This is a genomic window from Argonema galeatum A003/A1 (assembly GCF_023333595.1).
Taxonomy (GTDB): domain Bacteria; phylum Cyanobacteriota; class Cyanobacteriia; order Cyanobacteriales; family Aerosakkonemataceae; genus Argonema; species Argonema galeatum.
On the sequence record NZ_JAIQZM010000041.1, the window covers coordinates 1 to 21,611 of the forward strand.

At 45.6% G+C, this 21,611-nt stretch carries 20 protein-coding genes and 1 pseudogene; 13 read left to right on the top strand and 8 right to left on the bottom strand.

Features of this window, described 5'->3' with window-relative positions; all coding sequences use genetic code 11:
• Nucleotides 1-480: photosynthetic reaction center family protein (locus LAY41_RS27465; protein WP_476726998.1), on the bottom strand; the 480-nt coding region annotated here is incomplete at its 3' end.
• 231 nt (nt 481-711) lie between these two features.
• On the opposite strand from LAY41_RS27465, the gene LAY41_RS27470 reads away from it, so the two are divergent.
• From LAY41_RS27470 to LAY41_RS27490, 5 genes are all read left to right on the top strand, one after another.
• The gene (locus tag LAY41_RS27470) at nt 712-1,278 is read left to right on the top strand and encodes a photosystem I assembly protein Ycf4 (RefSeq protein WP_249105049.1); all 567 of its coding nucleotides are present in this window, start codon (nt 712-714) and stop codon (nt 1,276-1,278) included.
• 39 nt (nt 1,279-1,317) lie between these two features.
• Nucleotides 1,318-2,052: a peptidylprolyl isomerase gene (locus tag LAY41_RS27475; protein ID WP_249105052.1), complete on the top strand. Its 735-nt coding sequence runs from the start codon at nt 1,318-1,320 to the stop codon at nt 2,050-2,052.
• A gap of 80 nt (nt 2,053-2,132) precedes the next feature.
• Nucleotides 2,133-3,284 carry a beta-ketoacyl-ACP synthase gene (locus LAY41_RS27480; RefSeq protein WP_249105054.1) on the top strand — a complete coding sequence of 384 codons (1,152 nt, stop codon included), beginning with the start codon at nt 2,133-2,135 and terminating at the stop codon, nt 3,282-3,284.
• Nucleotides 3,285-3,559: 275 nt separating this feature from the next.
• Entirely contained in the window at nt 3,560-4,231 is a 672-nt protein-coding gene (locus tag LAY41_RS27485; RefSeq protein ID WP_249105057.1) for a Uma2 family endonuclease, read from the top strand.
• A gap of 38 nt (nt 4,232-4,269) precedes the next feature.
• The gene (locus tag LAY41_RS27490) at nt 4,270-4,470 is read left to right on the top strand and encodes a hypothetical protein (RefSeq protein ID WP_249105058.1); all 201 of its coding nucleotides are present in this window, start codon (nt 4,270-4,272) and stop codon (nt 4,468-4,470) included.
• Between the two features lie 206 nt (nt 4,471-4,676).
• Here LAY41_RS27490 and LAY41_RS27495 read toward each other — a convergent pair whose 3' ends face one another.
• From LAY41_RS27495 to LAY41_RS27505, 3 genes are all read right to left on the bottom strand, one after another.
• Complete coding sequence (locus LAY41_RS27495; RefSeq protein WP_249105060.1) at nt 4,677-7,736, bottom strand: nSTAND1 domain-containing NTPase; 3,060 nt, start codon at nt 7,734-7,736, stop codon at nt 4,677-4,679.
• Between the two features lie 141 nt (nt 7,737-7,877).
• Nucleotides 7,878-8,477 (bottom strand): DUF1822 family protein, encoded by a 600-nt coding sequence (locus LAY41_RS27500; RefSeq protein WP_249105063.1) that lies wholly within the window; start codon nt 8,475-8,477, stop codon nt 7,878-7,880.
• 48 nt (nt 8,478-8,525) lie between these two features.
• On the bottom strand, nt 8,526-9,218 hold the full coding sequence (locus LAY41_RS27505) for a hypothetical protein (RefSeq protein WP_249105066.1): 693 nt from the start codon (nt 9,216-9,218) through the stop codon (nt 8,526-8,528).
• Between the two features lie 121 nt (nt 9,219-9,339).
• On the opposite strand from LAY41_RS27505, the pseudogene LAY41_RS27510 reads away from it, so the two are divergent.
• Nucleotides 9,340-9,510: pseudogene (locus tag LAY41_RS27510) on the top strand (IS701 family transposase); the annotation flags it as partial.
• 200 nt (nt 9,511-9,710) lie between these two features.
• On the opposite strand, the gene LAY41_RS27515 reads toward LAY41_RS27510, so the two are convergent.
• Together LAY41_RS27515 and LAY41_RS27520 are read right to left on the bottom strand one after the other, a co-directional pair.
• Nucleotides 9,711-10,130: a hypothetical protein gene (locus LAY41_RS27515; RefSeq protein ID WP_249105068.1), complete on the bottom strand. Its 420-nt coding sequence runs from the start codon at nt 10,128-10,130 to the stop codon at nt 9,711-9,713.
• Between the two features lie 46 nt (nt 10,131-10,176).
• On the bottom strand, nt 10,177-10,692 hold the full coding sequence (locus LAY41_RS27520) for a toxin-antitoxin system YwqK family antitoxin (RefSeq protein WP_249105070.1): 516 nt from the start codon (nt 10,690-10,692) through the stop codon (nt 10,177-10,179).
• Between the two features lie 438 nt (nt 10,693-11,130).
• Here LAY41_RS27520 and LAY41_RS27525 point away from each other — a divergent pair, with 438 nt between their 5' ends.
• The 5 genes from LAY41_RS27525 (at nt 11,131) to LAY41_RS27545 (ending at nt 16,421) form a co-directional block, all read left to right on the top strand.
• Nucleotides 11,131-12,225, top strand: a complete 1,095-nt coding sequence (locus LAY41_RS27525; RefSeq protein ID WP_249105071.1) for a sensor histidine kinase — start codon at nt 11,131-11,133, stop codon at nt 12,223-12,225.
• Nucleotides 12,226-12,365: 140 nt separating this feature from the next.
• Entirely contained in the window at nt 12,366-13,937 is a 1,572-nt protein-coding gene (locus tag LAY41_RS27530) for an FAD-binding oxidoreductase (protein ID WP_249105073.1), read from the top strand.
• Nucleotides 13,897-14,673, top strand: coding sequence for an actin-binding WH2 domain-containing protein (locus LAY41_RS27535; RefSeq protein ID WP_338023064.1), 777 nt, complete (start codon nt 13,897-13,899; stop codon nt 14,671-14,673). Before LAY41_RS27530 ends, LAY41_RS27535 begins: the two co-directional genes overlap by 41 nt.
• Nucleotides 14,674-14,773: 100 nt before the next feature.
• Complete coding sequence (locus LAY41_RS27540) at nt 14,774-15,475, top strand: actin-binding WH2 domain-containing protein (protein ID WP_249105076.1); 702 nt, start codon at nt 14,774-14,776, stop codon at nt 15,473-15,475.
• A gap of 121 nt (nt 15,476-15,596) precedes the next feature.
• The gene (locus LAY41_RS27545; RefSeq protein WP_249105150.1) at nt 15,597-16,421 is read left to right on the top strand and encodes a SirB1 family protein; all 825 of its coding nucleotides are present in this window, start codon (nt 15,597-15,599) and stop codon (nt 16,419-16,421) included.
• 151 nt (nt 16,422-16,572) lie between these two features.
• Here LAY41_RS27545 and LAY41_RS27550 read toward each other — a convergent pair whose 3' ends face one another.
• A complete protein-coding gene (locus LAY41_RS27550) occupies nt 16,573-17,019 on the bottom strand; it encodes an SRPBCC family protein (RefSeq protein WP_249105078.1) in 447 nt (148 codons plus the stop codon).
• A gap of 238 nt (nt 17,020-17,257) precedes the next feature.
• Between LAY41_RS27550 and LAY41_RS27555 the strand changes: the two genes are divergently transcribed.
• Nucleotides 17,258-19,012 carry a mechanosensitive ion channel gene (locus tag LAY41_RS27555; protein WP_249105080.1) on the top strand — a complete coding sequence of 585 codons (1,755 nt, stop codon included), beginning with the start codon at nt 17,258-17,260 and terminating at the stop codon, nt 19,010-19,012.
• Between the two features lie 515 nt (nt 19,013-19,527).
• Here LAY41_RS27555 and LAY41_RS27560 read toward each other — a convergent pair.
• The gene (locus LAY41_RS27560; protein WP_249105082.1) at nt 19,528-20,664 is read right to left on the bottom strand and encodes a DUF4912 domain-containing protein; all 1,137 of its coding nucleotides are present in this window, start codon (nt 20,662-20,664) and stop codon (nt 19,528-19,530) included.
• Nucleotide 20,665: 1 nt separating this feature from the next.
• Between LAY41_RS27560 and LAY41_RS27565 the strand changes: the two genes are divergently transcribed.
• Nucleotides 20,666-21,604, top strand: coding sequence for a polyprenyl synthetase family protein (locus tag LAY41_RS27565; protein ID WP_249105085.1), 939 nt, complete (start codon nt 20,666-20,668; stop codon nt 21,602-21,604).
• The last annotated feature ends 7 nt before the right edge of the window (nt 21,605-21,611 follow it).

Consider the following 21,611-nt stretch of genomic DNA (forward strand, 5'->3'; position numbering starts at 1 on the left):
GTACATGAGGAAGACGGAAACGAAGACGGAGATGGGTGCGGAAAATGCGATCGCGTTGTAGGGACGAATTCCTACTAAACGTGCGATTTCAAATTGGCGCAGCATGAAGCCGATCAGGGCGAAGGCTCCGTGCAGGGCTACAAATGCCCACAAGCCGCCGATTTGGCACCAACGGGTGAAGTTCCATCCGGCTTCAGGTCCCCAGAGGAACAGTAGGGAGTGTCCCATGCTGTCTGCTGGTGAGGATACTGCGGCGGTGAGGAAGTTGCAGCCTTCTAGGTAGGATGAGGCTAGTCCGTGGGTGTACCAGGATGTGACGAAGGTGGTGCCGGTCAACCATCCGCCCAGCGCTAGGTAGGCGCAGGGGAATAGGAGAATGCCGGACCAGCCGACGAATACGAAGCGATCGCGCTTTAACCAGTCGTCGAGGACGTCAAACGCTCCTCTTGAGGCTCCAGCGCGTCCGACAGCAATTGTCATTTATTCCAAGCCTCTTGCTTTGTTAAATCTGGGAGGTTTCTAAGTAAGTTAACATAACTATATATTAATTTGTAGCCAAAATTAGTAAAGCTCGTAGATTCTATTAATAGAGAATAGATTATGGGGCATGGCAAGGAGCAGGTGAGCAGAGGAGATAAGCATAATTACCTTGAGCCAATGACCAATTACCAATTCTGAAGTTAATTAGAAGTAAGTGAGAATATTCGGGCTATGACGACACAAACAATCTCCGCAAGCGATCGCGTACTCCGCCAGCAGATTTTAGGATCTCGTCGTTTCAGTAATTACTGGTGGGCAACGATCGTCTCCATCGGAGGCATCGGCTTTTTATTGGCCGGTCTTTCCAGTTACCTGCATAAAAATCTGTTGCCTTTTGGTGATGCCACTGGGCTGATCTTCGTCCCCCAAGGGTTGGCAATGGGCTTTTATGGGACAGCCGGGACGCTTTTGGCACTTTATCTCTGGTTGGCGGTCTTTTTGGATTTTGGGGGCGGTTACAACGAATTTAATCAAGAAACAGGCTTCGTTAAGATTTTCCGGTGGGGGTTTCCCGGCAAAAATCGCCGGATTGAGATTAGCAGCCGCACTGAGGATGTACAGGCGATCCGCGTTGAGATCAGGGAAGGTCTGAATCCCCGCCGCGCTCTATATCTGCGAATTAAAGGCCGCAGAGATATTCCCCTGACGCGAGTTGGAGAACCGATGTCTTTGTCTGAACTGGAAAATCAGGGGGCTCAGCTAGCCAGTTTCTTGGGAGTGCCTCTAGAAGGTTTATGATCGGCTGGGTTGACCTTTTTATGTTGGCTCTCACCGAAAATGCAAATGAAGCTCGGACACTGGTTGGTGTCAATTGTAATCGTGGGTGCATTGCTGCTGGGGGGATGCACGCCGCCACAAGATGCTTCGCAAGCATCGCAAAATCCTTCAGGAACTGAAACTTCTGCACCAGTTACTCAAGCAAGCAATCCTCAAATGGCTAATTTACCTCGTCTGGAAGGAAAGGCTACTGTCGTCATGGTGGTGAAAGGTTCACCCATTACGATCGAAGTCGATGGAACGAATGCTCCCATCACCGCCGGTAATTTCGTGGATCTCGTCGAGCGTGGTGTCTACGATGGTTTGGTGTTTCACCGGGTAGTCCGGGAACCACAACCGTTTGTGGCTCAAGGTGGCGACCCGAAAAGCAAAGATCCTAATTTCCGAGGTCAGTTGGGAATGGGTGGTTTTGTCGATCCGGCGACGGGTCTGGATCGTAACATTCCGTTAGAAATTACGCCTAAAGGGGCAGACAGTCCGGTTTACAGCAAGACGATTACTCAGCCGCCGCTTTTGCAGCATAAGCGCGGTGCTGTGGCGATGGCTCGATCGCAATCTCCAGATTCTGCTTCTTCGCAGTTCTACTTTGCTTTGGCGGATCTCGCTTTTTTGGATGGCAGCTATGCTGTGTTTGGGTACGTGACCCAAGGTATGGATGTGGTTGATAAGATTCAGCAGGGCGATCGCATTGAATCGGCTAAGGTAACTGAAGGCGCTGAAAATCTGAAGAAATAGCTTCATTTGTCATTAGTACACCGACTGCAAAAATATTAGAACCCCACCCCCTAACCCCCTCCCCCCAACAGGGAGGGGGGATGGGAGTTTTTGTCAGTGGTATTGGGTTAATTTCATGTTTGGGTTCTCTGGAAACCAGCTGGCGGCATTTAATTGCCGGTAAATCTGGTATTCAGATCCATCAACCTTTTCCTGAATTAGAACGGTTTCCTCTAGCTTTAATTGCTAAAAAACCTGCTGATTTCCTAACGCTAACTAGGTTGGTTGTCGCTTCAGCTGTGCAAGATGCTGGTCTAGTTGTGCCTTTGCTAGATTGTGGGGTGGCGATCGGATCTAGTCGCTCTCAGCAGGCTTTGTGGGAGAAGTTGGCGCGGCAAATGTACTGGGACGATCCCCCCCAACCCCCCCTTATTAAGGGGGGGCTAAGAAGTTGGTTGGGGATGTTGCCGCATATGGGCGCGATCGCAGCTGCTCGTCAAATTGGTGCAACTGGGCCAGTGTTGGCACCGATGGCGGCTTGTGCTAGTGGGATTTGGGCTCTAGCGCAAGGTTTTGAGTTAATCCAAACTGGTCAATGTGAGATGGTTATTGCTGGTGCAGTGGAAGCACCGATTACACCGCTGACTTTGGCTGGGTTTAAGCAGATGGGTGCTTTGGCGCAAACTGGGGCTTATCCGTTCGATCGACATCGGGAAGGTTTGGTGTTGGGAGAAGGTGCGGCGGTGATGGTGCTGGAGTCGGCCCAGTCAGCTAGGCGTCGAGGGGCAAGGGTTTATGGGGAAGTTTTGGGTTTTGGCTTGACAAATGATGCACATTATGCTAATTCACCAGAATTGGGAGGGAAGAGTGCGATCGCATCTATCAAGCAATGTTTGGAACGCAGCCATCTTTCTACGAGTGATATTGATTACATTCACGCTCACGGTACAGCGACTAAGTTAAATGACCAAAATGAGGCGCAGGTGATTCAATATTTGTTTCCCCAAAGTGTTCCAGTTAGTTCCACCAAGGGAGCGACAGGTCATACGCTGGGAGCATCTGGTGCGTTGGGAGCAGCTTTCTGTCTAATGGCGTTGAAGTATCAAATTTTACCGCCTTGTATTGGCTTAAAAGAATCAGAGTTTGAGTTAGATTTGGTGACAGAAGCGCGTCGGGGTGAAATTCGCAATGTGCTTTGTTTGAGTTTTGGATTTGGGGGTCAGAATGCAGTGTTAGCTTTGGGGAAGATGTGATATCATTTCCTGAAATATCGGTTACGCAAAAAATTCCTGTTCTTATTCTTATCTGCGTTCATCTGCGTTCATCTGTCTTCATCTGCGGTAAAATTTTAACCAACAATGACAACAGACAATTTCACGATGACAGGCGAGACGTCTATCCCACAAGAGATACCAAAAAATTCATAACTCAACACGGCGATAAAATGTTTTGTGGGGAGAAGCAAAAGCATCTTGTTTCCCCATATTTTAATGGAAAATAAAAGAAACGCCTCTGCTGAGGTAAACCAATGGTTACAACTCCTACCAAACAAGAGATTATCTACCCCGAAAGGGACGGAAATCCGATGTCAGACAATACAAAACAGTTCCGCTGGATAGTGACTATTCAAGGGGGATTAGATGCTTTGTTTCGGAATGACCCCAATGTTTTCGTAGCGGGTGATTTACTGTGGTATCCCATCGAAGGAGATAATAAAATTCGCTCTGCTCCTGATGCAATGGTTGTATTTGGTAGACCGAAAGGAGATAGAGGTTCATATTTACAGTGGCGAGAAGAAAATATTCCTCCCCAAGTAGTGTTTGAGGTACTTTCTCCTGGCAATACCCTCACCGAAATGGCGAAGAAGTTGGGATTTTACGATCGTCATAGTGTAGAGGAATATTATCTTTACGATCCAGATAAAGTAGATTTGAGCGGTTGGTTGCGTTCCTCTACCAGTGGGAAATTAGAAGTTATCGATCCGATCGATAACTGGATAAGTCCAAGGTTAGGGGTTCGCTTCGATATGAGTGGCGAAGAACTTCAGATTTATCGTCCAGATCAACAGCCATTTGCCACTTATGTTGAATTGGCTATGGCGAGAGAGGAAGCAGAAGCTTTGCTGGAAGCAGAAAGACAGCGAGTGCAAGCGTTGGAGGCGCGATTGCGAGAGATGGGTGTCGATCCGGGACAGCTTTGATTTTTTGATTATTTACGCACCTGAAGACGAGGGGCTTTATGACGACTATCCAACCGGGTGATTTGTGGGTAGCAGAAATTACTTTTACAGATAAAAGCGGATCTAAAAAACGTCCTGTCCTTGTACTTTGGTTGGATCGGCTGGATGTTGTAGCGGCATCTGTCACCTCTGCTGCGCCACGCACCCCAACTGATGTGACGCTGGACGAATGGCAGATTATAGGACCAATTTTGTTGTGATTCAGCCCAAGTTTTGAAATCACTTGCTTTTGGTAGAATGCCTGTAGTAAGTGCTTGATTGATGTGCTCCCATGCTATTTTTCCTGCTAAAGTTGCCATATAGGGACATCAGTTTCTTTTCTTTTTCAATTAAATCATCGACAGATGATCGCACTTTCTTAGAAACTAAACTTGCATCTATAAGTTAAGCTCCAGATCATTGCGGTTCAGTTCCACTTGCAACTTCCTATATGCCCTTGTAGGGACGTTTCTGCGCTGGATGAGTTCTGCCACCAGCCTAAATAGTGTTCCCACAAACTGGGCGGCACTCCTCGAACATAGTAAACTCGCCCGATAATTTCACCTTTGTTAGTTTTACCTGTAGCTTTCCAGTCTAGTTTAAAGGGATTTTCGTAAGTTCTCTCGGTTAATAATGGTGGCGGATTCCTTAAGAGATCATAAGGATGTCGAGATAGAGCCTTAACACTAAGCCGTTGTTTCCACCTGAACTTTGAATCAGTCAAACATAGAACTTTTTGACTAGGGCAATCTTTTTCAGATGTCTTACAATCTGTAACAACTAGGCCAAAAAAGCCGTAGTTACTATTCAATGTACGCCGTAACTCTTCCACATCTCCATGTAGCAATATATAAGATAATTTGGTGGGCAAAGTGTGATAAAGTATGTTGAAGTCAGTTGTTTGAACTGCGAAGATAGTGCCGTTCCAATAAGACTGGTAATAAATGATCGCAGCCCCACTCACCACCACCACAAAAGCACCAATAGAACCAAACAGAATCGACCTGCTTTTTCGCCTCTGTTGAATACTCCTGTGAACAAACTCTTGCGCCAAACTCGACAGCGCCACCGTTTCAGCATAACTTTGAATAAAATTCTCTGCCTCCGCCAACTTTGGCCCTTGCAACAAATAAGCTGCCTGTTTCGGTTTCCCTTTCCCTTGCCACTCTTGCGCCGCCGTCTCTATTTTCCGCTGAATTCGCAGCGCATCGAGGTTTTCGCTCACCCACTGACGCAACAAAGGCCAATGCTGGATCAGCGCCTCATGGACAACATCCACCACCGCCGCCGGACGGGAGTCTTCACCCGCTATCTTCTCTTGTTCTAACTCACTCGTCACGATTAACTTAGCACCAGCTAATCGCTGAATCACCCGCTCAATTAAATCCTCAGATTGTGCTAATTTCACTAAATCTTGCTTAAAAACCTGCCGCCGCGTATCCGCCGTTCCCTCGCCTAACTGCGTCAGTTCCAAAAAAATTCGTTTCGCTGCCTGCTGTTCCTCTAGTTTCAGTTTTTCATAAACTTCCTGCGCGTAACGGGCTAAAGCAGCTTCTACTCCGCCAATTTCATCGTAAGCTGCGTGAGATAAAATCCCACCCCGCCGTTTTTCCCACAACTGAGTTAAGGCAAATTCTAATAATGGTAAATTTCCCGGTGCTTCATTTACCGCCGTCAGAATTCGTTCCGTCAAACCCTCCTCAATATTTACTCTTACTTGATAAGCTGGTTGAGCGATCGCATCTTGCAATTCCTGCCGATTCATTGGCCCAAGTTTCAAATCAGCATACTGCAAAGCATCAGCCAATGGACGATAAGATAGGGCATGACCCACAAAATCAGCCCGTAGAGTAATCACCAAATTAAAATTCTTTGTGTGATTAACTGCTTCTAGCAATCTATCTAAAAAACGCTGACGTTCCTCGACATTTTGACAGAGAGTATATAATTCCTCAAACTGATCCACTACTAACAACAATCGCGTACCCGAATCTTCCCTCTCTATCTCACCTAAAATATCCCGCAGCGCCCCTTTTTCCTGTTGCAAATCAGTCGCCAGTTTTCTAATTTCCCGAATGCTGTCAGTTTTACTTATCCCAGACTCTAACCGGGAAATCAGCGCTGATGCCAAATTATAAAGAGGTCTATCACTAGGACGTAAAGACACCACTCGCCAATTTCCTTCTCGCCGCAAACAGGGAATTAACCCTGCAAAAACCACCGACGACTTACCACTTCCAGAAGCACCAATCACCGCTATCAAAGAATGTTTTCCCACCGCTTCCACCAGTTGTGCGGTGAAACTTTCTCGCCCAAAGAAAAACGATGTATCCTCTTCCTGAAAAGCAAACAAACCCCGATAAGGAGAAAATCCCGGTATAAACCTGCGTCCCAAATCTTGCCAAGAAATTGGCACGACAGCAGGATTTTGACAGATTGCAGGCAACCAAGTCGCACAGGGAAATTCATCCTCTAATGCTTGCAACCTTTCCCGCGCTTCTCGCACAGCTGCATATAAAGAAATCCCTCTAGAAAATGCCGTCAAAAAATGCTTCAAAAAAGTCTGTGCTACCCTATCCGGCACAGGTTCTCGCATTACAATTATCTGCGGAATATGCAAAGAAGCCAAGTCATTTGCCAATCCTAACCCATCGCAAGAATTGAAAATCGCTAATTGCAAACCTTGTTCGAGCGCTTTTTTCAACCCATTCTTTAAATCGGGAATCGTTAAGCTATCCGTTTGATTTATATAAATCAGTCCAGTTTCCCCATCGCTTCGACTGGAACTATGTCCCGCAAAAAAGAAAATATCCCAGCCCTTTTCATCCCACAATAACTCATCAACTTGTTGGCGTTGCGGTTCCACCAAAAACACCACTTCCGCATCGGGTAAACTTTCCAATAATTTGCGGTCTTCCTCAATATCAATTCCCGCACTATTACCCAAAATCGCCAAAATTCTAACCTTAGTTCTTACCGTTCCTAACGTTGCTTTTTCTACCCGTTGATACTCAGGCGGACTTAAAGCAACTTCGGCATGACGGTAAACATCCAGAAAACGCTCAAAGAAAATATGCCAGGGAAGTCGCCGTAACTGATTATTCTGAGTTTGAATAATCAGCCGTACTTCAGCGGATTTATCAATTTCTTGAAATAACTTTTCCCGAATCGAACTAAACTTATCAGACTTATACCAACCACTCAAGCTGTCTTTAAATGACTCGGCTGAATTAGAACAATCTTTAACAATATCCTTAATAGAAATATTAGTAGTTTGAGCAGATTTAACTTTGATACGGTGACGTACATCTAAACTACGATAAGCTGACTGCCACAGCTGATATCGTTGGGGAATTTCAGGTGCTGGCGGTAACGCACCCTTGACGCGGATAGACTGGCGACTTTCCTCTTCCCCAATCTCCAAAATAACCTCAACCTCCTGGTTAAAGTCACCCTTCCCTAACTCTAGAACAACTAACTTTGCCATTGTCGCATCCCTGGAATTATTAAGTTTGTATATTTACATCTAGAATCGATGTCATCACCTTTGTTTTTTGTCGTTATCTCAACTCCAAAGCCTCAATCTTTGGTTCAAAAACGCAGTTTTTCAGGTCATCCTCTACGAACTTCAAATTACAAAATCTTCCCTAACGCACATCTCGCCTAAAGCCACCTGTACGCTAAACTCTTCCCCAGGTTCACCATCAAACTCCATTTGAATTACATTATCAGCACTTCTAGCTGTAACTTCGTAGAGAACTTCCCCATCATTTGAAAGCAGGATTAGTTTAAGATTCTCTGGCAAATAACTTTCCTCACTAATACTACGGACTTGTAGAAGAACACCTATTTTTTGTTCTTCTTCTGGCTTAATTGTCACAATTAGGGCAACATCGCGACCATCCAGCCGCATTCCTAAATCAATTAATTTAGCGCGTTTAATACCAGCAGTTCTAAAAACAAAAGCTAAATCTCGCTCTTCTATACCCAAAATTTCTTCAACAGTCTGCCAACCTGCTACAAAAATATTTTCTAACCACTGTCTCAAATTTACCCGTTCATCTTCCCCCCACTGTTCCAGCCAATCACCCTCCACATCTTCCACATACATATCTACATGGTCAAGTCCAAAAGTTAGTCGGTCATCCTGCAATTTTTGGGCTGCTTGTAGAGCAAGCCATACTTTTTCCAGCCTGTCTGCATTTGAAGTATTGCTGATGGTACTCATTTCTAATTACTGACCCAATGTATGCTAAATTAACTAAGAATCTACAATTTAAAAACTAAACTTCAGATATTTGGCTTCTGCAAGATGATTGCTGTTGTGCCAGACTAAATTAACTAATTGAATAACAAACTCATATTTAGCCGGATTGTAACTTACGAAAATCCCGCGTTCTATCTTCCATCCTTGGAGAGTATGTTTCCAATCTTCATACTTTTGATGAGAAAATTCATCAGCCATGCTGGTAACTTGAACGCATAGTGGTTTACCTGTATTACTGCTGACAATGATATCCGTAGCCATTGAAAAATCAGCGACGTAGCGCTGAACAAAAGTGCCTTCGCGACTTTTAATTTCACTCGCGATAGATTCTATCAGAGTACCATCTTCCCGCTCGAACTCTCCTGACCTTAACTTTTGTTTCCAAATATAGAATTTCAGATCTCGTTCTTTAAACCATTTGGGAAAGAGGTATTCATACCAATATCTTACAGTGGGAGCGATCTGGTTAAAAAACAATTGTCTTTCGTCGTCAGTTAAAACTTTCAGTTCAAGCCAAAACTCCGTATCCTTGATAAGTTCTAGCAAAAACCCCATTAAAAATTTTTTCTGCGTCAGGGAACCCGACTTAATGTCTTTAATCCAACGCCAAATCTCTTCTAACCTGGTTGCTAAAGCAGGCTCTAGCGAAGATGCTAGATGGATCAGTTCTCTGAGTTTAGGCGATATCTCCCTTGCTTGCAAACTATGGCCCTCTGTAAATACTCGCGCTGCGCTCGCTCACCTATCTCATATTATACTTTTGCTTTTTTTCTTATCGAACATTGATTTTACCCGGAATCCTCGCGGCCAAATCGGCTCTCATCTCATAAGGAGATTAACGGGACTTAAGTGGGCAAATAAACCTTTAAACACCTTTACAGAAGCGCTGGAAGCGTTTAGGACAGCGATATCTTTTCGGTTTGTCAAATGGCTGAACGAAAATTGGGACGTATTCTCTGCTTACAAAGAGAGTTTAGGCTTTGTTTGGGCTTGAAATTTGTTTAAGTCCCGTTATGAACCAGAAGTAAGAGTTGGAGTTGCCCTAACCGCCTTGGCGGTTGCCATACCGCAATAACAATTAATTCACCACCGTAAATTCACTGATATTCAGCCTGTTGGGCATCGTCAGCTAGAAATAAACAAGATCGCTCGCACTCTTTCATCCCCCCGTTGACGGGGGGACAGAGAGGGGTTTTACCTAATAGTCAATTTAAACCTATATCTCGGACTACTCATTCGATAAGGCTGTCGAACAACTACCTTATAATCCCCCGTTGATTTTGCATTGAAATAAATATCTTGCGGATCTTCATAAGATTCTCCATTAGGCGCTATAAACGTAAAACCGGAAAGTCCTTGATCTTCAACATTATCGACTCTTGTTCCCACCCAAGTCACATCGGTAATAATTGTTTGACCTTGACGGGCACGAAAAATGTAAGTATCTTTGTTACCTAGCACTACCGAGCCATTAATCGTAGTTGATGTACTTCCGCGTGGGAATTGTACGCGCCGAGTTACACCTCTTCTTGACTGCGCTGCAACTGGTAGGAAGGAACTAGCGCCGAAAACAGCCAAACCTATGCCAAAGTAAAGAAGCGATCGCCTTTTCATAAATTACTACCTAATTAACAAAAACTTAATGCGTTTCTATCAGTTCCTAATTTTCCGAATCTACCAAATCAAAAACCTTGGAATAAAACGATCGGCCCGTCTCAGGTTCAGGAATGCGAAGCTTTAACTGGGCACTATTAAGTGTAACCCGAAAACTAATCCCAGAACCCAATTCAATCCAATTCGTGTTTTTACAGTCGCGCCTCATCACACTACCGTCGGATCGATAGCAGGAGTCCCCTTTGTCTCCTCTCCAAGCAACCTGTCCGTTGTTATAAAAAACATCATTTCCTAGACTGCCTCTCCAAGCCAACTGTCCGTTACTGTGGAAGACAATGTTATTGTTTTCTGGACTACCTCTCCAAGCAACTTGTCCGTTTTCGTGGAAAACAGTATCCCCTACATTTCCTCTCCAAACCACTTGTCCGTTGGAGTAATATATCGGTGGATCTGCTACCGCCTTGACGCTGGAAATGATAGCCGCTGTGCAAGTAATGATTAGCAGTGCCGTGAAGCGATTAAATCGATTTTTGACGTTTAGTAGCTCAAGATAACTTGCCAAATCTTTAGTAACCTCTAAAAATCAGTCAATTTACTAAAATTTTGCTGCTAATCTCCTATTTTACCTTCTAGTGGATGCGCGATGCCAGCCACAAACCAAAAGTTACAGAAGCGATCGCACCTATTACTCCCTTCGGGCCACAAGATTATCTAGGGGCGAAGCATTGCGGAATTAATCTTAACTGAAAACCGAAACGTTAATTCCGCAATGCTTCTCCCTCCCACTATACATAGTCTTCCACCGGGAAGGGAGTAACCAGCAAAAATTTGAGTATAAATACTTGTGTAAACCTTTACACAGCCCAAGACTGTGGGAACTACAGTTGCGATCGCCTGTTTCCGGGTTGATAATAACGTAATGTAGGGTCTTACCCCGCACCACATCTGCCTTAAGATAGAATAAGACAACTTTTTATGATAATGAAGTAGGTATTCGAGCATGGATCTGAAAGCACATCAGTTTATTTCCTATTTTGAAACGGAGCAAGCAGACCAACTCTGTAGGCTGGCTATTGTAGAGAATTTTCATGCTCAAAAAATAATTTTTGAAGAAGGCGAAATACCAGATTTTTTGTATCTAATTTTATCAGGTCAAGTAGAATTTAGAAAATTTACTGCTGGCGAAAAATATCAAACTTTTGCCTTAGCTAAACATAATGAGTTTTTTGGGGAATTTGGGGTATTGGATGGACAACCCCGTAGCGCCCAAGCGATTGTCTGCGGTGAAGCAACTTTGGCAAAAATTCCCCGCGACAGCCTGATGGAAATTTTAAATAACACAAAAGGTAGCGTGGTTCTCAAACTGCTTGGTTACATTGTCCAGCAGTTGCGCTCCACAACATCGCAATATGTCAATCAGATGATTCACCAAGAAAAAATGGCTTTAGTGGGAGAGATGGTCAACACGATTATTCACGATTTCAGAAGTCCTGTTACCGGCATCCATTTAGCTAGTGTAATGCTCAAAGAGCAGCATCCAGATGAAGAAACAGTTGAATGGTGCGATATAATTCAAGCCCAAGTTAAGCGAATGTTGGGTATGGCAGAAGAAGCATTAGAATTTGCTGGCGGTAATGCGGTAGTGAATAAACAACCTCTCAACCTAACTTTGTTTTTGCAACATTTTGAAAAGCTGAATCGTCTTTATTTTAAAAATACTAAAGTAGAGTTTGCGTTTAAAGCGACAGATGTAGTCGCGAACGTTGATGAAAACAAACTAATGCGTGTTTTGCAAAACTTAGTGGGTAACGCAGTCGAAGCTTTTAACGGTCGAGGCGGACGGATCGAGATATCGGCTTGGGCGAAAGATAAATGGGCAGAACTTACAATTTCCGACAACGGTCCAGGCATTCCAGAAGCGATTCGGGAGCGTTTGTTCGATCCATTTGTGACTTATGGAAAACGTGGAGGTACGGGATTGGGAACTTCGATCGCCAAATCAATTATCGAAGCTCATAGCGGACAAATTTCTTTTCAGTCAAACTCCGGTGAAGGCACTACTTTTTACATCCGTTTACCCCGGATTAATGAATAAGGACAGACACACACCTGTCTGCCCTTATAACTGTGCGATCGCACTCTCATTAATTTATTACAGCAGTTTGATAATGTTTCCGGTCTTTTATCGATTACTATGATGTCATTAACAGAAAGCCTCTGGATAAATCAACATTCATGACCCTCACCGAGCAAATTCTTTCCCAACTACCTGGGGATATCCTGGGAGGACTGCGTAAAGCCGATCGCATTTGGCAATCCCTGAAGGAGGACACCGCACCGATACCCATGTCTGTGAAAGAAAGCCAGCAGCCTTTGGGAGAAGTGGATTGGGACGTTGTTATCTGCGGCGGTACATTAGGTATTTTAATCGGTGCTGCCTTAGCTGGGATGGGCTGGCGAGTGGCTTTAATAGAGCGGGGCATTCTGCGCGGCAGAGAACAAGAGTGGAACATCTCCCGCAAAGAATTGGAAGTGTTTTTGGAATTGAATCTACTTGAAGAATCGGAACTCCAGCAGGCGATCGCAACCCAGTATAACCCAGCTTGCATCAGCTTTTTAGGCGGTCGCGAACACTGGGTGCGAGACGTACTCAACATCGGTGTTGACCCAGTTTTTCTGCTGGACGCCCTCAAGTCCAAATTTCTCAAAGCTGGCGGTAAACTGTTTGAAAAGATACCCTTTCAAGGCGCAGTTGTTCATCCCGATGGCGTTGCGATCGATTTTGGATTGGGGGCTACTCGTCACGATGATGAGCAGTCTAACAATCCAAAATCCCTTAAAACTCGGTTATTAATCGACGCAATGGGGCATTTTTCTCCCATTGTCCAGCAAGCAAGACAAGGAAAAAAGCCAGATGCTGTATGCTTGGTTGTAGGAAGTTGCGCCCAAGGCTTTCCGAAAAATGACACAGGCGATTTGTTGGTATCATTTACGCCATTAAAAAATCAATGCCAGTACTTTTGGGAAGCCTTCCCCGCACGAGATGGTAGAACCACCTACTTGTTTACGTATATGGATGCTCACCCGCAGCGCCCCAGTTTAGAAGCACTGTTTGAGGATTACCTCCGCCTCCTACCGCAATATCAAAATGTGGAATTGGAACAATTGCAATTTCAAAGGGCGCTGTTTGGTTTCTTTCCAAGTTATAGGCAAAGTCCCCTAAAGATGCCTTGGAACCGCATTCTGCCAGTGGGAGACTCCAGCGGCGCTCAATCTCCCCTGAGTTTTGGTGGTTTTGGTGCAATGGTGCGTCATTTGAAGCGTTTGGCAAATGGAATTAACGAAGCGTTACAAAGCGATCGACTTACTAAAAATGCTCTGGCGCTACTACAACCTTATCAGCCAAACTTAGCCGTTACCTGGTTGTTTCAACGAGCGATGAGTGTCGGTGTAAATCAAACAATCCATCCAGATCTAATTAATCAGCTTTTGTCTGCGGTATTTCTGGAAATGGAGCAGCTGGGAGACGACGTACTAAAACCCTTTCTTCAAGATGTGGTGCAGTTTTCGGCTCTGTCGCAAACCCTTTTGCGTACACAAATTGCACATCCGAGATTAGTTGTCAAGGTAATTCCGCAAGTTGGGCTGACAACGCTGCTGGATTGGACAATTCATTATGCCAACTTGGGAGCCTACGCTGCTTTGTACCAATTAGGGAAAACAATACAACCATCAGTACCACAATACTATTGTCGCCGATGGATTGATGCTTGGAAGTATGGATCTGGCGGCGATTACTCTCATTGATGATTTTAGTAATATTGCTTTTGAGGATAACATGATTGAACGGCAATCCCCCCAAATTAAATACTTTGCAGTGCTGATTAGTTTACTGCGCGATCGCCAAATATTTCTAGAAGAAATTCGCCAAGGCACGCGATTGCAAAGTAAAATATTTTCTATGCTTGTTTGCACTTCGATATTTCTTGCCATCTATGGCGGCATCATGGGTATATATCATAGCTGGATGCAAGCTTTGGCTTCGGCAGTTAAACTTCCAGCCCTCTATTTAATCACACTGCTCATTTGTCTGCCGACATTGTATTTTGCTAATATTATTTTTGGCTCTAAGCGCACTTTGGGTCAGCATTTGGCCTTGGTGCTGACGGCGGTGTCATTAACTAGCGTGCTTTTGTTCAGTTTCGGGCCGATCGCACTGTTTTTCTTGATTAGCACCAACAATTACCAATTTCTAATATTGTTGAATGTTGTTATCTTCGGCGTGACTGGATTTATAGGAGTTTCTTCCTTATATAAAGCCGCTAATTTTGTCTTAGAACAAGACAATGAAGGCAGCCAAACTAGGCGAAAAATTTTACAATTGTGGTTATTTCTTTATGCTTTTGTAGGCTGTCAGTTGGGATGGACTCTCAGACCTTTTTTCGGAACGCCTGATTCTCCTTTCTCTCTGTTCCGAGAAAGAGAAGGCAATTTTTATGTAAGCATAATTCAATCTCTTGCGTACATTTTAGGCTTTCGTTAACTGACTAATGAGTAGGCTACAGCACGACACGGAGATACACGGATGCACTGATATCTCTATAACCAATGACCAATGACCAATAACTAAGGAAAGAAAAATCATGGAAAAGAAATTTCAGGGAAAAAACCACTTTGCGGTACTGATTAATTTACTGCGCGATCGCCAGACTTTTCTAGAAGAAATTCGTCAAGGAGTCAGACTTCAAAGTAAAATAATCGCCCTACTCGTTTGCAGTTCTCTATTTTTCGCTATCTATGGCGCAATTATCGGTTTATACCATAGCGTACCTCAGTCATTGTCGGCAGCAATTAAACTCCCGTGCCTCTACTTACTCACTCTTTTGATTTGTTTGCCAACATTATACATTTTTAACATTTTCTTTGGTTCCCGTCGCAGCCTTACACAACATTTTATCATTGTTCTTACCGCTGCCTCTGTAATTAGCGCCCTCCTATTGGGATTTGCACCAGTCACCCTGTTTTTTCTGATCACCACTGACAATTACCAATTTTTTAAATTGTTAAATGTGGCAATTTTTATTCTTACAGGAGTGATTGGTGTTAACTTCCTTTATCAAGGAATTCAGTTAATTTCTGAAGAAGATACCGAAGGACAAGGAACTCGCACAAAGATATTGCAATTTTGGTTAGTGTTGTACGGCTTTGTCGGCAGTCAACTGGGATGGGTAATCAGACCGATTTTCGGCAATACCCAGCAGCCGTTTGTATTGTTTCGGGAGATGCAAGGCAACATTTATCTTGACATTGCAAATGCAATTTCTGAAGTGCTTGGGTTTCGGTAATAAGTAGGTGGGCGTAAATAAACTGAACACTCAGAAACCGGGTTTTTGATCTGTACTGTTGCTACACTTTATGCAACTGAAAACTGCTGTAAGCCCAATTCGCAATCACCAACAACCAATTATGGACTTTCCCCTGGCGCGGCAATATTTCTATCAGGAAATTCATCAGCCAGAGAAACAAATCAATCTGGCAAAGGCGGCTCTACATATTGCACAGGAAGAATATCCAGAGCTAGATCCGGCTGAACATCTTCAGGTTCTTGATACGATCGCAGCAGAAGTACAAGAGCGTCTACCGTCCCAACGGTATCCCCTGCGGATTGTTCAGACTATCAACCAGTACCTTTACGAGGATTTAGGTTTTGCTGGCAATACAGTTGACTACTACGATCCCCGCAATAGCTTTTTGAATGAAGTAATTGAGCGGCGAACCGGCATTCCGATCTCGCTTTCACTGGTATACTTGGAAATTGCCCAGCGACTAGATTTCCCGATGGTTGGGATTGGAATGCCGGGACATTTCCTGATTCGCCCGGACTTTGAAGAGGTGGGCATCTACGTCGATGCCTTCAACCGGGGCGAGATTCTCTTCGAGCAAGATTGTCAGGAACGACTATCTCAAATTTATCAGCAGCCGGTAGAGTTGAAACCATCGCTGATAGAGCCGGTGAGTAACCGACGCTTTTTAGCCCGGATGCTGATGAATCTCAAATTAATTTATTTAAACCGGAATGAGTTGCCCAAAGCTCTGGCGGTGATTGAGCGTCTTTTGCTGTTGTTTCCAGGTGTATCGGCGGAAGTGCGCGATCGCGGTCTTCTATGCTATCAGCTGGGGGAATGGGTGTCAGCTTGTCAAGACCTGGAGACTTATCTAGTCCAAGTTCCTAATGCTGAAGATGCTGATGCCATACGCCTATTGGTGGAGCGGATGCGCCCGGATCTCTAGGGGCTAGGGGCAGAGGGGCAGAGGGGCAGAGGGGCAGAGGGGCAGAGGGGCAGAGGGGCAGAAAGAGATGAAATTGAGATGACCGAAAAATTATTGGTTTAAAGCAGCCGGATTTATCTTTAGGGTCAATCCAAAATCCAAAATCCAAAATCTAAAATTGCTCTTGAGCCACCAGTTTGAGGCGTTGCAGTTGCGCTTTCATATCCTCCTGAGTCCAAGCAGCGGCAAAGGTATTGAAGCCCCAGCGAACTAATTCGTTGGGAATCTCGAACTCAAAACGGTTTAGCAGGCGAGTACCTTGTGGCACAGGTAGGCATTCCCAGCGATCGCGTCCTGTGAAAAAGCCCTCAAACCCCCAGACTATCAGACCGGGTGAACGCTCCACCACAACGCTTTCCAGGGTAGGCTGTAACAGGGGAATCTGAATCACAAAGCGGCTGCGACTGCCAATATCCGTACTCCACTCGCCCACGGGTTCGCAACGCAGAACTGGATTGAGCCATCGGTGCATTAAGTCCCGGTCTGCGATACAATGCTCAACCACGGTAGCGGGAGCATTGATTTGAATCGATTGTTCAAAAACTTGATGTTTTGACATCCTAACAGCGGTATAAGGGGGAGTTAGGTGGGGCATGGTCACTAAAAATCAGCGAATCGCTGACTTTTAAGCCTTAATTATCTATAAAGATAGATCAAAAATACTTTTTCGAGGTGTATGGTTTTCAATATTCCTCTCATGCTGTTTTAGGTGATAATTTGCTAGAGAAGCTACAGACAAAAATTCACTGATAAGGTTTCATAATTTTGCCGGTAAACTCTGAGGGAACTAAAAAACCATGAATGGTATTTGGCAAGGTATGGCCCAATCTGCCGTGGGCGTTGGTGTGTGGATGCGATCGGCTGAAATTCTGGCACAGAGCAGACCAGTCCCAAGAGGGGCACCACCGCGCCCAGATGGTCTTACAGACGGTGTAACTGGGTTTTTAGCAGGAGTTGGCCTTAGCGATCTAGTCAGGTTTATTCCGAATATAATCGGCGCGATCGCAATCCTGGTAATCGGCTGGCTCCTGGCGGTCGTAGCAGCCGCAGCAACACGAGGACTGCTAAATCGCACAAACATCGATAACAAGCTCGCAGCCTGGATCACAGGCCGTCAGGACGGAGAATCGCCACCCATAGAGAAATGGTTATCCAGCGCGGTTTTTTGGATTATCTTCCTCTTTACGCTAGTGGCCTTTTTACAGGCACTCCGGCTGACCGCAGTTTCCGAACCGCTCAACAATTTACTCAACCAGGTATTTGCATTCCTGCCGAAGCTAGCGGGGGCAGCAATTCTGTTGGGCCTTGCTTGGTTGCTGGCAACGGTAGCAAAGCTAGTGGTTACGCGGGGACTGCGCGTCTTTCGTTTGGATGAACGTCTCAATCAGCAAGTGGAGGGTCAATCCCAAAACCAGTTCTCTTTGAGCGAAACGATCGGCAATACGCTCTACTGGTTCATCTTTTTGCTGTTTCTGCCAGCTATATTGAGTACCTTAGAGTTGCAGGGGACACTACAGCCCGTGCAGCAGCTGCTCAATGAAATTCTTTCCATTCTGCCGAATATCTTTGCGGCAATCGTGATTGGTGCGGCTGGCTGGCTAATTGCACAAGTGGTGCGCCGGATTGTGACCAATCTGTTGGCGGCTGGTGGCGCCGACCAAATCGGTGCCAGAGTTGGGGTTAATCGAGCCACAACCGGGCAATCGCTTTCCGGGATAATTGGTACGGTTGTCTACGTATTGATCTTAATCCCAACAGCGATCGCAGCCCTCAACGCCTTGCAGATTGCGGCGATTTCGGCTCCGGCAATCTCCATGCTCAACCAGATTCTCAGCGCCATTCCCAAAATTTTCACGGCTGGGTTAATTCTGGTAGTCGCCTACGTCATCGGGAAATTTGTAGCAGATTTGCTCACCAATATCCTGACTAGCATCGGCTTCGACAATATTTTCAACTGGCTGGGTTTGGGAGTAACGCCAGCAGCAAGGACTCGAATCGTCGTCCATCCTGCTAGCGCACCAGTACCAGAAGATATCTATTCTCCACCACAAGAACAAGCAACCGTTCTTCAGCCATCGCCAGTCACTACGCGAACCCCATCAGAAATTGTGGGGATTGTAGCCCTTGTGGGCATTATGCTCTTAGCCATAGTGCCAGCGACCGAAGTGTTGCAATTTGCGGCGCTCACGGCAATTGTTACCGGCATTATTGCGGTAGCTGGCCGAATTTTGGCTGGGTTGGTGGTGTTTGCGATCGGTTTGTATTTGGCTAACCTCGCTTTTAGCTTGATTACCAGTTCTGGGGGTCAGCAGGCTAGGATACTGGGTCATGCGGCGCGAATTGCGATTATTGCTTTAGTCTCTGCAATGGCGCTGCAACAGATGGGTATCGCCAGCGATATCGTCAATTTGGCCTTTGGATTGCTGCTGGGTGCGATCGCAGTTGCTCTAGCCCTCGCCTTTGGTTTGGGCAGTCGCGACATCGCCGCCGAGCAACTCCAAGAATGGCTGGCATCTTTCAAAGATCAAAAGGGTAAACCGCCTCAGTTCTAGTAGAACCAAAACTAGGCATTAGGGAAATTACAGCCTCGGTAGTTGTGCAAGTGGGAGTGTTAGCCTTTGCAATTACCGAGGCTTATTTATAGCAATTTGCGAGTAAAGACTGTAGGGGCGGGTTTTTGGCAAAATTTTCTGATTATATCCCTCTTCTGTCACTTTCCGAGCTAACCCTTACGCAGAGGGGATTTCAGCTATCGCTCCCAACGAGCTTATTCGAGTAGAAAAAAATCGTAGACCGCTTTCTCTGAAAAGGCTTGAGGATTGGGAAATCGGAAAAGTTCCCGGAGAGTGACAGAAGAGGGATATAGCGCTACGCGCTATGGTTAGGACATAATGTAGAGACGTTGCATGCAACGTCTCTACAAAAATACGATCAAAAAATGTCCTAACGTTAGTTGGTAGCGCTATAACCAATATTTTGGATAAACCCGCCCCTACACCACGCACTTTTTTAATTTGGATTTTGAATTGCCGATCGCCCTGGCCCAAAATCCAGTAAATCTGCGGCGTTAACTTTTGTCCCCTTGGTGCTTGAGAGCCGCTACTGCCACTGGGGGTATTTCCCAATAGGCATAGATATTTTTGCTATCGCGAAGCATCAAGCTCAGGACAACGTTCTCCGTGGCGACGCCAGCGGCAACCCGCACCGTTCCCGATCTAGTCAGCGGTAGCCAGTTCCCTATGTGGGTGAGGTAACCCAACGCGACTATGTAATCCCGATCCTCCGCTGGTAGGGTAAGCAGCAAATATTGCTCTTGGGCGTTACAGTCGAACTGGTGTAGGCTATGGAGTTTGTGACGCTCTGAGTCTGGGATGTCCGTGACATCATACAGGCGCAACACCAACTTTTCTCCCCCTTGGCGCTGGAGAGCTTCGATTTGGGCTGGGGCAATTTGCCAATAAGCGTAGGCGTTTTTGCCGTCATAAGGAACCAAGAATAAGAGGCTGTTGGATGGTGGTAATGAGTGGTACTTTTGTGCGTATGAAGGGGTGGCTGCCACCGTTAAAGCGGTTCCTGTGCCGTTGGTGAGCCAACTTGCTCCCCCATTGCTGCTACTACTGTCTACTATGACGACGTTGGCTGTGGGGACGCTGGGGGTAACCCGCACTAGGCCCGATCGAGTCAGCGGTAGCCAAACTCCTGCGAGGGTGAGGTAACCCAACTCCACCATGTAATCCCGATTCTCTGCTGGTAGGGTAACAAGCAAATATTGCTGTTGCGCCTCACAGCTGGACTGGTGTAAGCAGTAGGGTCTGTGGCCCTCTGGATCTAGGAAGCCGGTGACATCATACAGCCGCAACATCAGCTTTTCTCCCCCTTGGCGGCGGAGAGCTTCGATTTGGGCTGGGGCAATTTGCCAATAAGCGTAGGCGTTTTTGCCGTCATAAGGAACTAAAAACAGGCTGCTGTTGGATGGCGCAGCGGGGACTGCTGGGGCTGCTGAGGCGATTATAGTACCGACTGAGGAGGGGATCTCCGCTCCCCGATCTTTTAGTAGCCACCAGAGCAACCCTCCCAGTAAAGGAATCCCCAGTAGCCAAAGCCACCACCACGGAAATCGCCGTTCTGAAGTCGCAGTTTCTGTACGATCGCTGCGAGCGTTTTGCCCTGCGGTGTTGGGCGAAGCAGTCGCACTCGGTGGCAAGATGCTGCGACCAACTATGTGTATTAGTATGGCTAGGGCAGTTGGAGGAATGGGACACGATGCCTTGACATCGGCATCTGCTCTAGAACTTTATCACAATGCTTTTTTGATTCACGATGACATAGAAGATGGTTCTGAATCTCGGCGGGGTAAGGGGACTTTACACCAAATGATTGGAATTCCCCGCGCCATTAATGTAGGCGATGCAACGAACGTCTTGGCAGTAGGTTTGTTGTTAGAAAATTTGTCAGTTATCGGAGTTGCCAAAGCTCTCAAAGTTTTGCAAGAAATCGAGTTTATGGCGCAGCAATCTGTCGAAGGACAGGCAATGGAACTAGATTGGGTTGCTACGAATACCTCAAATCTAACCGACCAAGATTATTTTAAGATGTGCGTAAAAAAAAACTGCTGGTATTCGTTTATTACTCCATGTCGAATTGGTTTAATCGTCGGATATCCATCAGCAAATGAGCGCGATCTGGTTAAATATTTGGCAGGCATAAGCCGATTTGGTATGATTCTGGGAATTGCGTTTCAGATTCAAGACGATTTGTTGAATCTACAAGGTCAACTTGAATCATATGGTAAGGAAATTGGCGGCGATATTTACGAAGGCAAACGCACCTTAATGCTGAATCATGTCTTGGCACATAGTGGATCTCAGTCTGAAAAGATTCTAGAAATTCTCGCCTTACCACGCGAGAAAAAAACTACCGATCAACTCGCTTTTATCATGGATCGAATGCAGTGTTGCGGTAGCATTGAACACGGCTGGAAAGTGGCCAGATCGCTGGCAAACCAAGCAGCCGAAATTTTTGAAAGCTTAGATTTTCTTCAGCCAGAAACTCCGCTACGCCCAGAAGAAAAATGGGGATGCCCCGTCCACGATCGTCGAGTTCTCAAAGAACTAATCAATTATGTGATTTATAGAAATGTGTGAATTTGCA

Excerpts from the sequence above, each read along its gene's own strand:
- LAY41_RS27480 (WP_249105054.1), top strand. The coding sequence starts at position 2,133 with ATGGGAGTTTTTGTCAGTGGTATTGGGTTAATTTCATGTTTGGGTTCT.
- LAY41_RS27565 (WP_249105085.1), top strand. The coding sequence starts at position 20,666 with ATGCTGCGACCAACTATGTGTATTAGTATGGCTAGGGCAGTTGGAGGA.
- LAY41_RS27475 (WP_249105052.1), top strand. The coding sequence starts at position 1,318 with ATGCAAATGAAGCTCGGACACTGGTTGGTGTCAATTGTAATCGTGGGT.
- LAY41_RS27470 (WP_249105049.1), top strand. The coding sequence starts at position 712 with ATGACGACACAAACAATCTCCGCAAGCGATCGCGTACTCCGCCAGCAG.
- LAY41_RS27515 (WP_249105068.1), bottom strand. The coding sequence starts at position 10,130 with ATGAAAAGGCGATCGCTTCTTTACTTTGGCATAGGTTTGGCTGTTTTC.
- LAY41_RS27550 (WP_249105078.1), bottom strand. The coding sequence starts at position 17,019 with ATGTCAAAACATCAAGTTTTTGAACAATCGATTCAAATCAATGCTCCC.
- LAY41_RS27555 (WP_249105080.1), top strand. The coding sequence starts at position 17,258 with ATGAATGGTATTTGGCAAGGTATGGCCCAATCTGCCGTGGGCGTTGGT.
- LAY41_RS27485 (WP_249105057.1), top strand. The coding sequence starts at position 3,560 with ATGGTTACAACTCCTACCAAACAAGAGATTATCTACCCCGAAAGGGAC.
- LAY41_RS27495 (WP_249105060.1), bottom strand. The coding sequence starts at position 7,736 with ATGGCAAAGTTAGTTGTTCTAGAGTTAGGGAAGGGTGACTTTAACCAG.
- LAY41_RS27490 (WP_249105058.1), top strand. The coding sequence starts at position 4,270 with ATGACGACTATCCAACCGGGTGATTTGTGGGTAGCAGAAATTACTTTT.
- LAY41_RS27535 (WP_338023064.1), top strand. The coding sequence starts at position 13,897 with ATGCTTGGAAGTATGGATCTGGCGGCGATTACTCTCATTGATGATTTT.
- LAY41_RS27545 (WP_249105150.1), top strand. The coding sequence starts at position 15,597 with ATGGACTTTCCCCTGGCGCGGCAATATTTCTATCAGGAAATTCATCAG.
- LAY41_RS27530 (WP_249105073.1), top strand. The coding sequence starts at position 12,366 with ATGACCCTCACCGAGCAAATTCTTTCCCAACTACCTGGGGATATCCTG.
- LAY41_RS27540 (WP_249105076.1), top strand. The coding sequence starts at position 14,774 with ATGGAAAAGAAATTTCAGGGAAAAAACCACTTTGCGGTACTGATTAAT.
- LAY41_RS27500 (WP_249105063.1), bottom strand. The coding sequence starts at position 8,477 with ATGAGTACCATCAGCAATACTTCAAATGCAGACAGGCTGGAAAAAGTA.
- LAY41_RS27525 (WP_249105071.1), top strand. The coding sequence starts at position 11,131 with ATGGATCTGAAAGCACATCAGTTTATTTCCTATTTTGAAACGGAGCAA.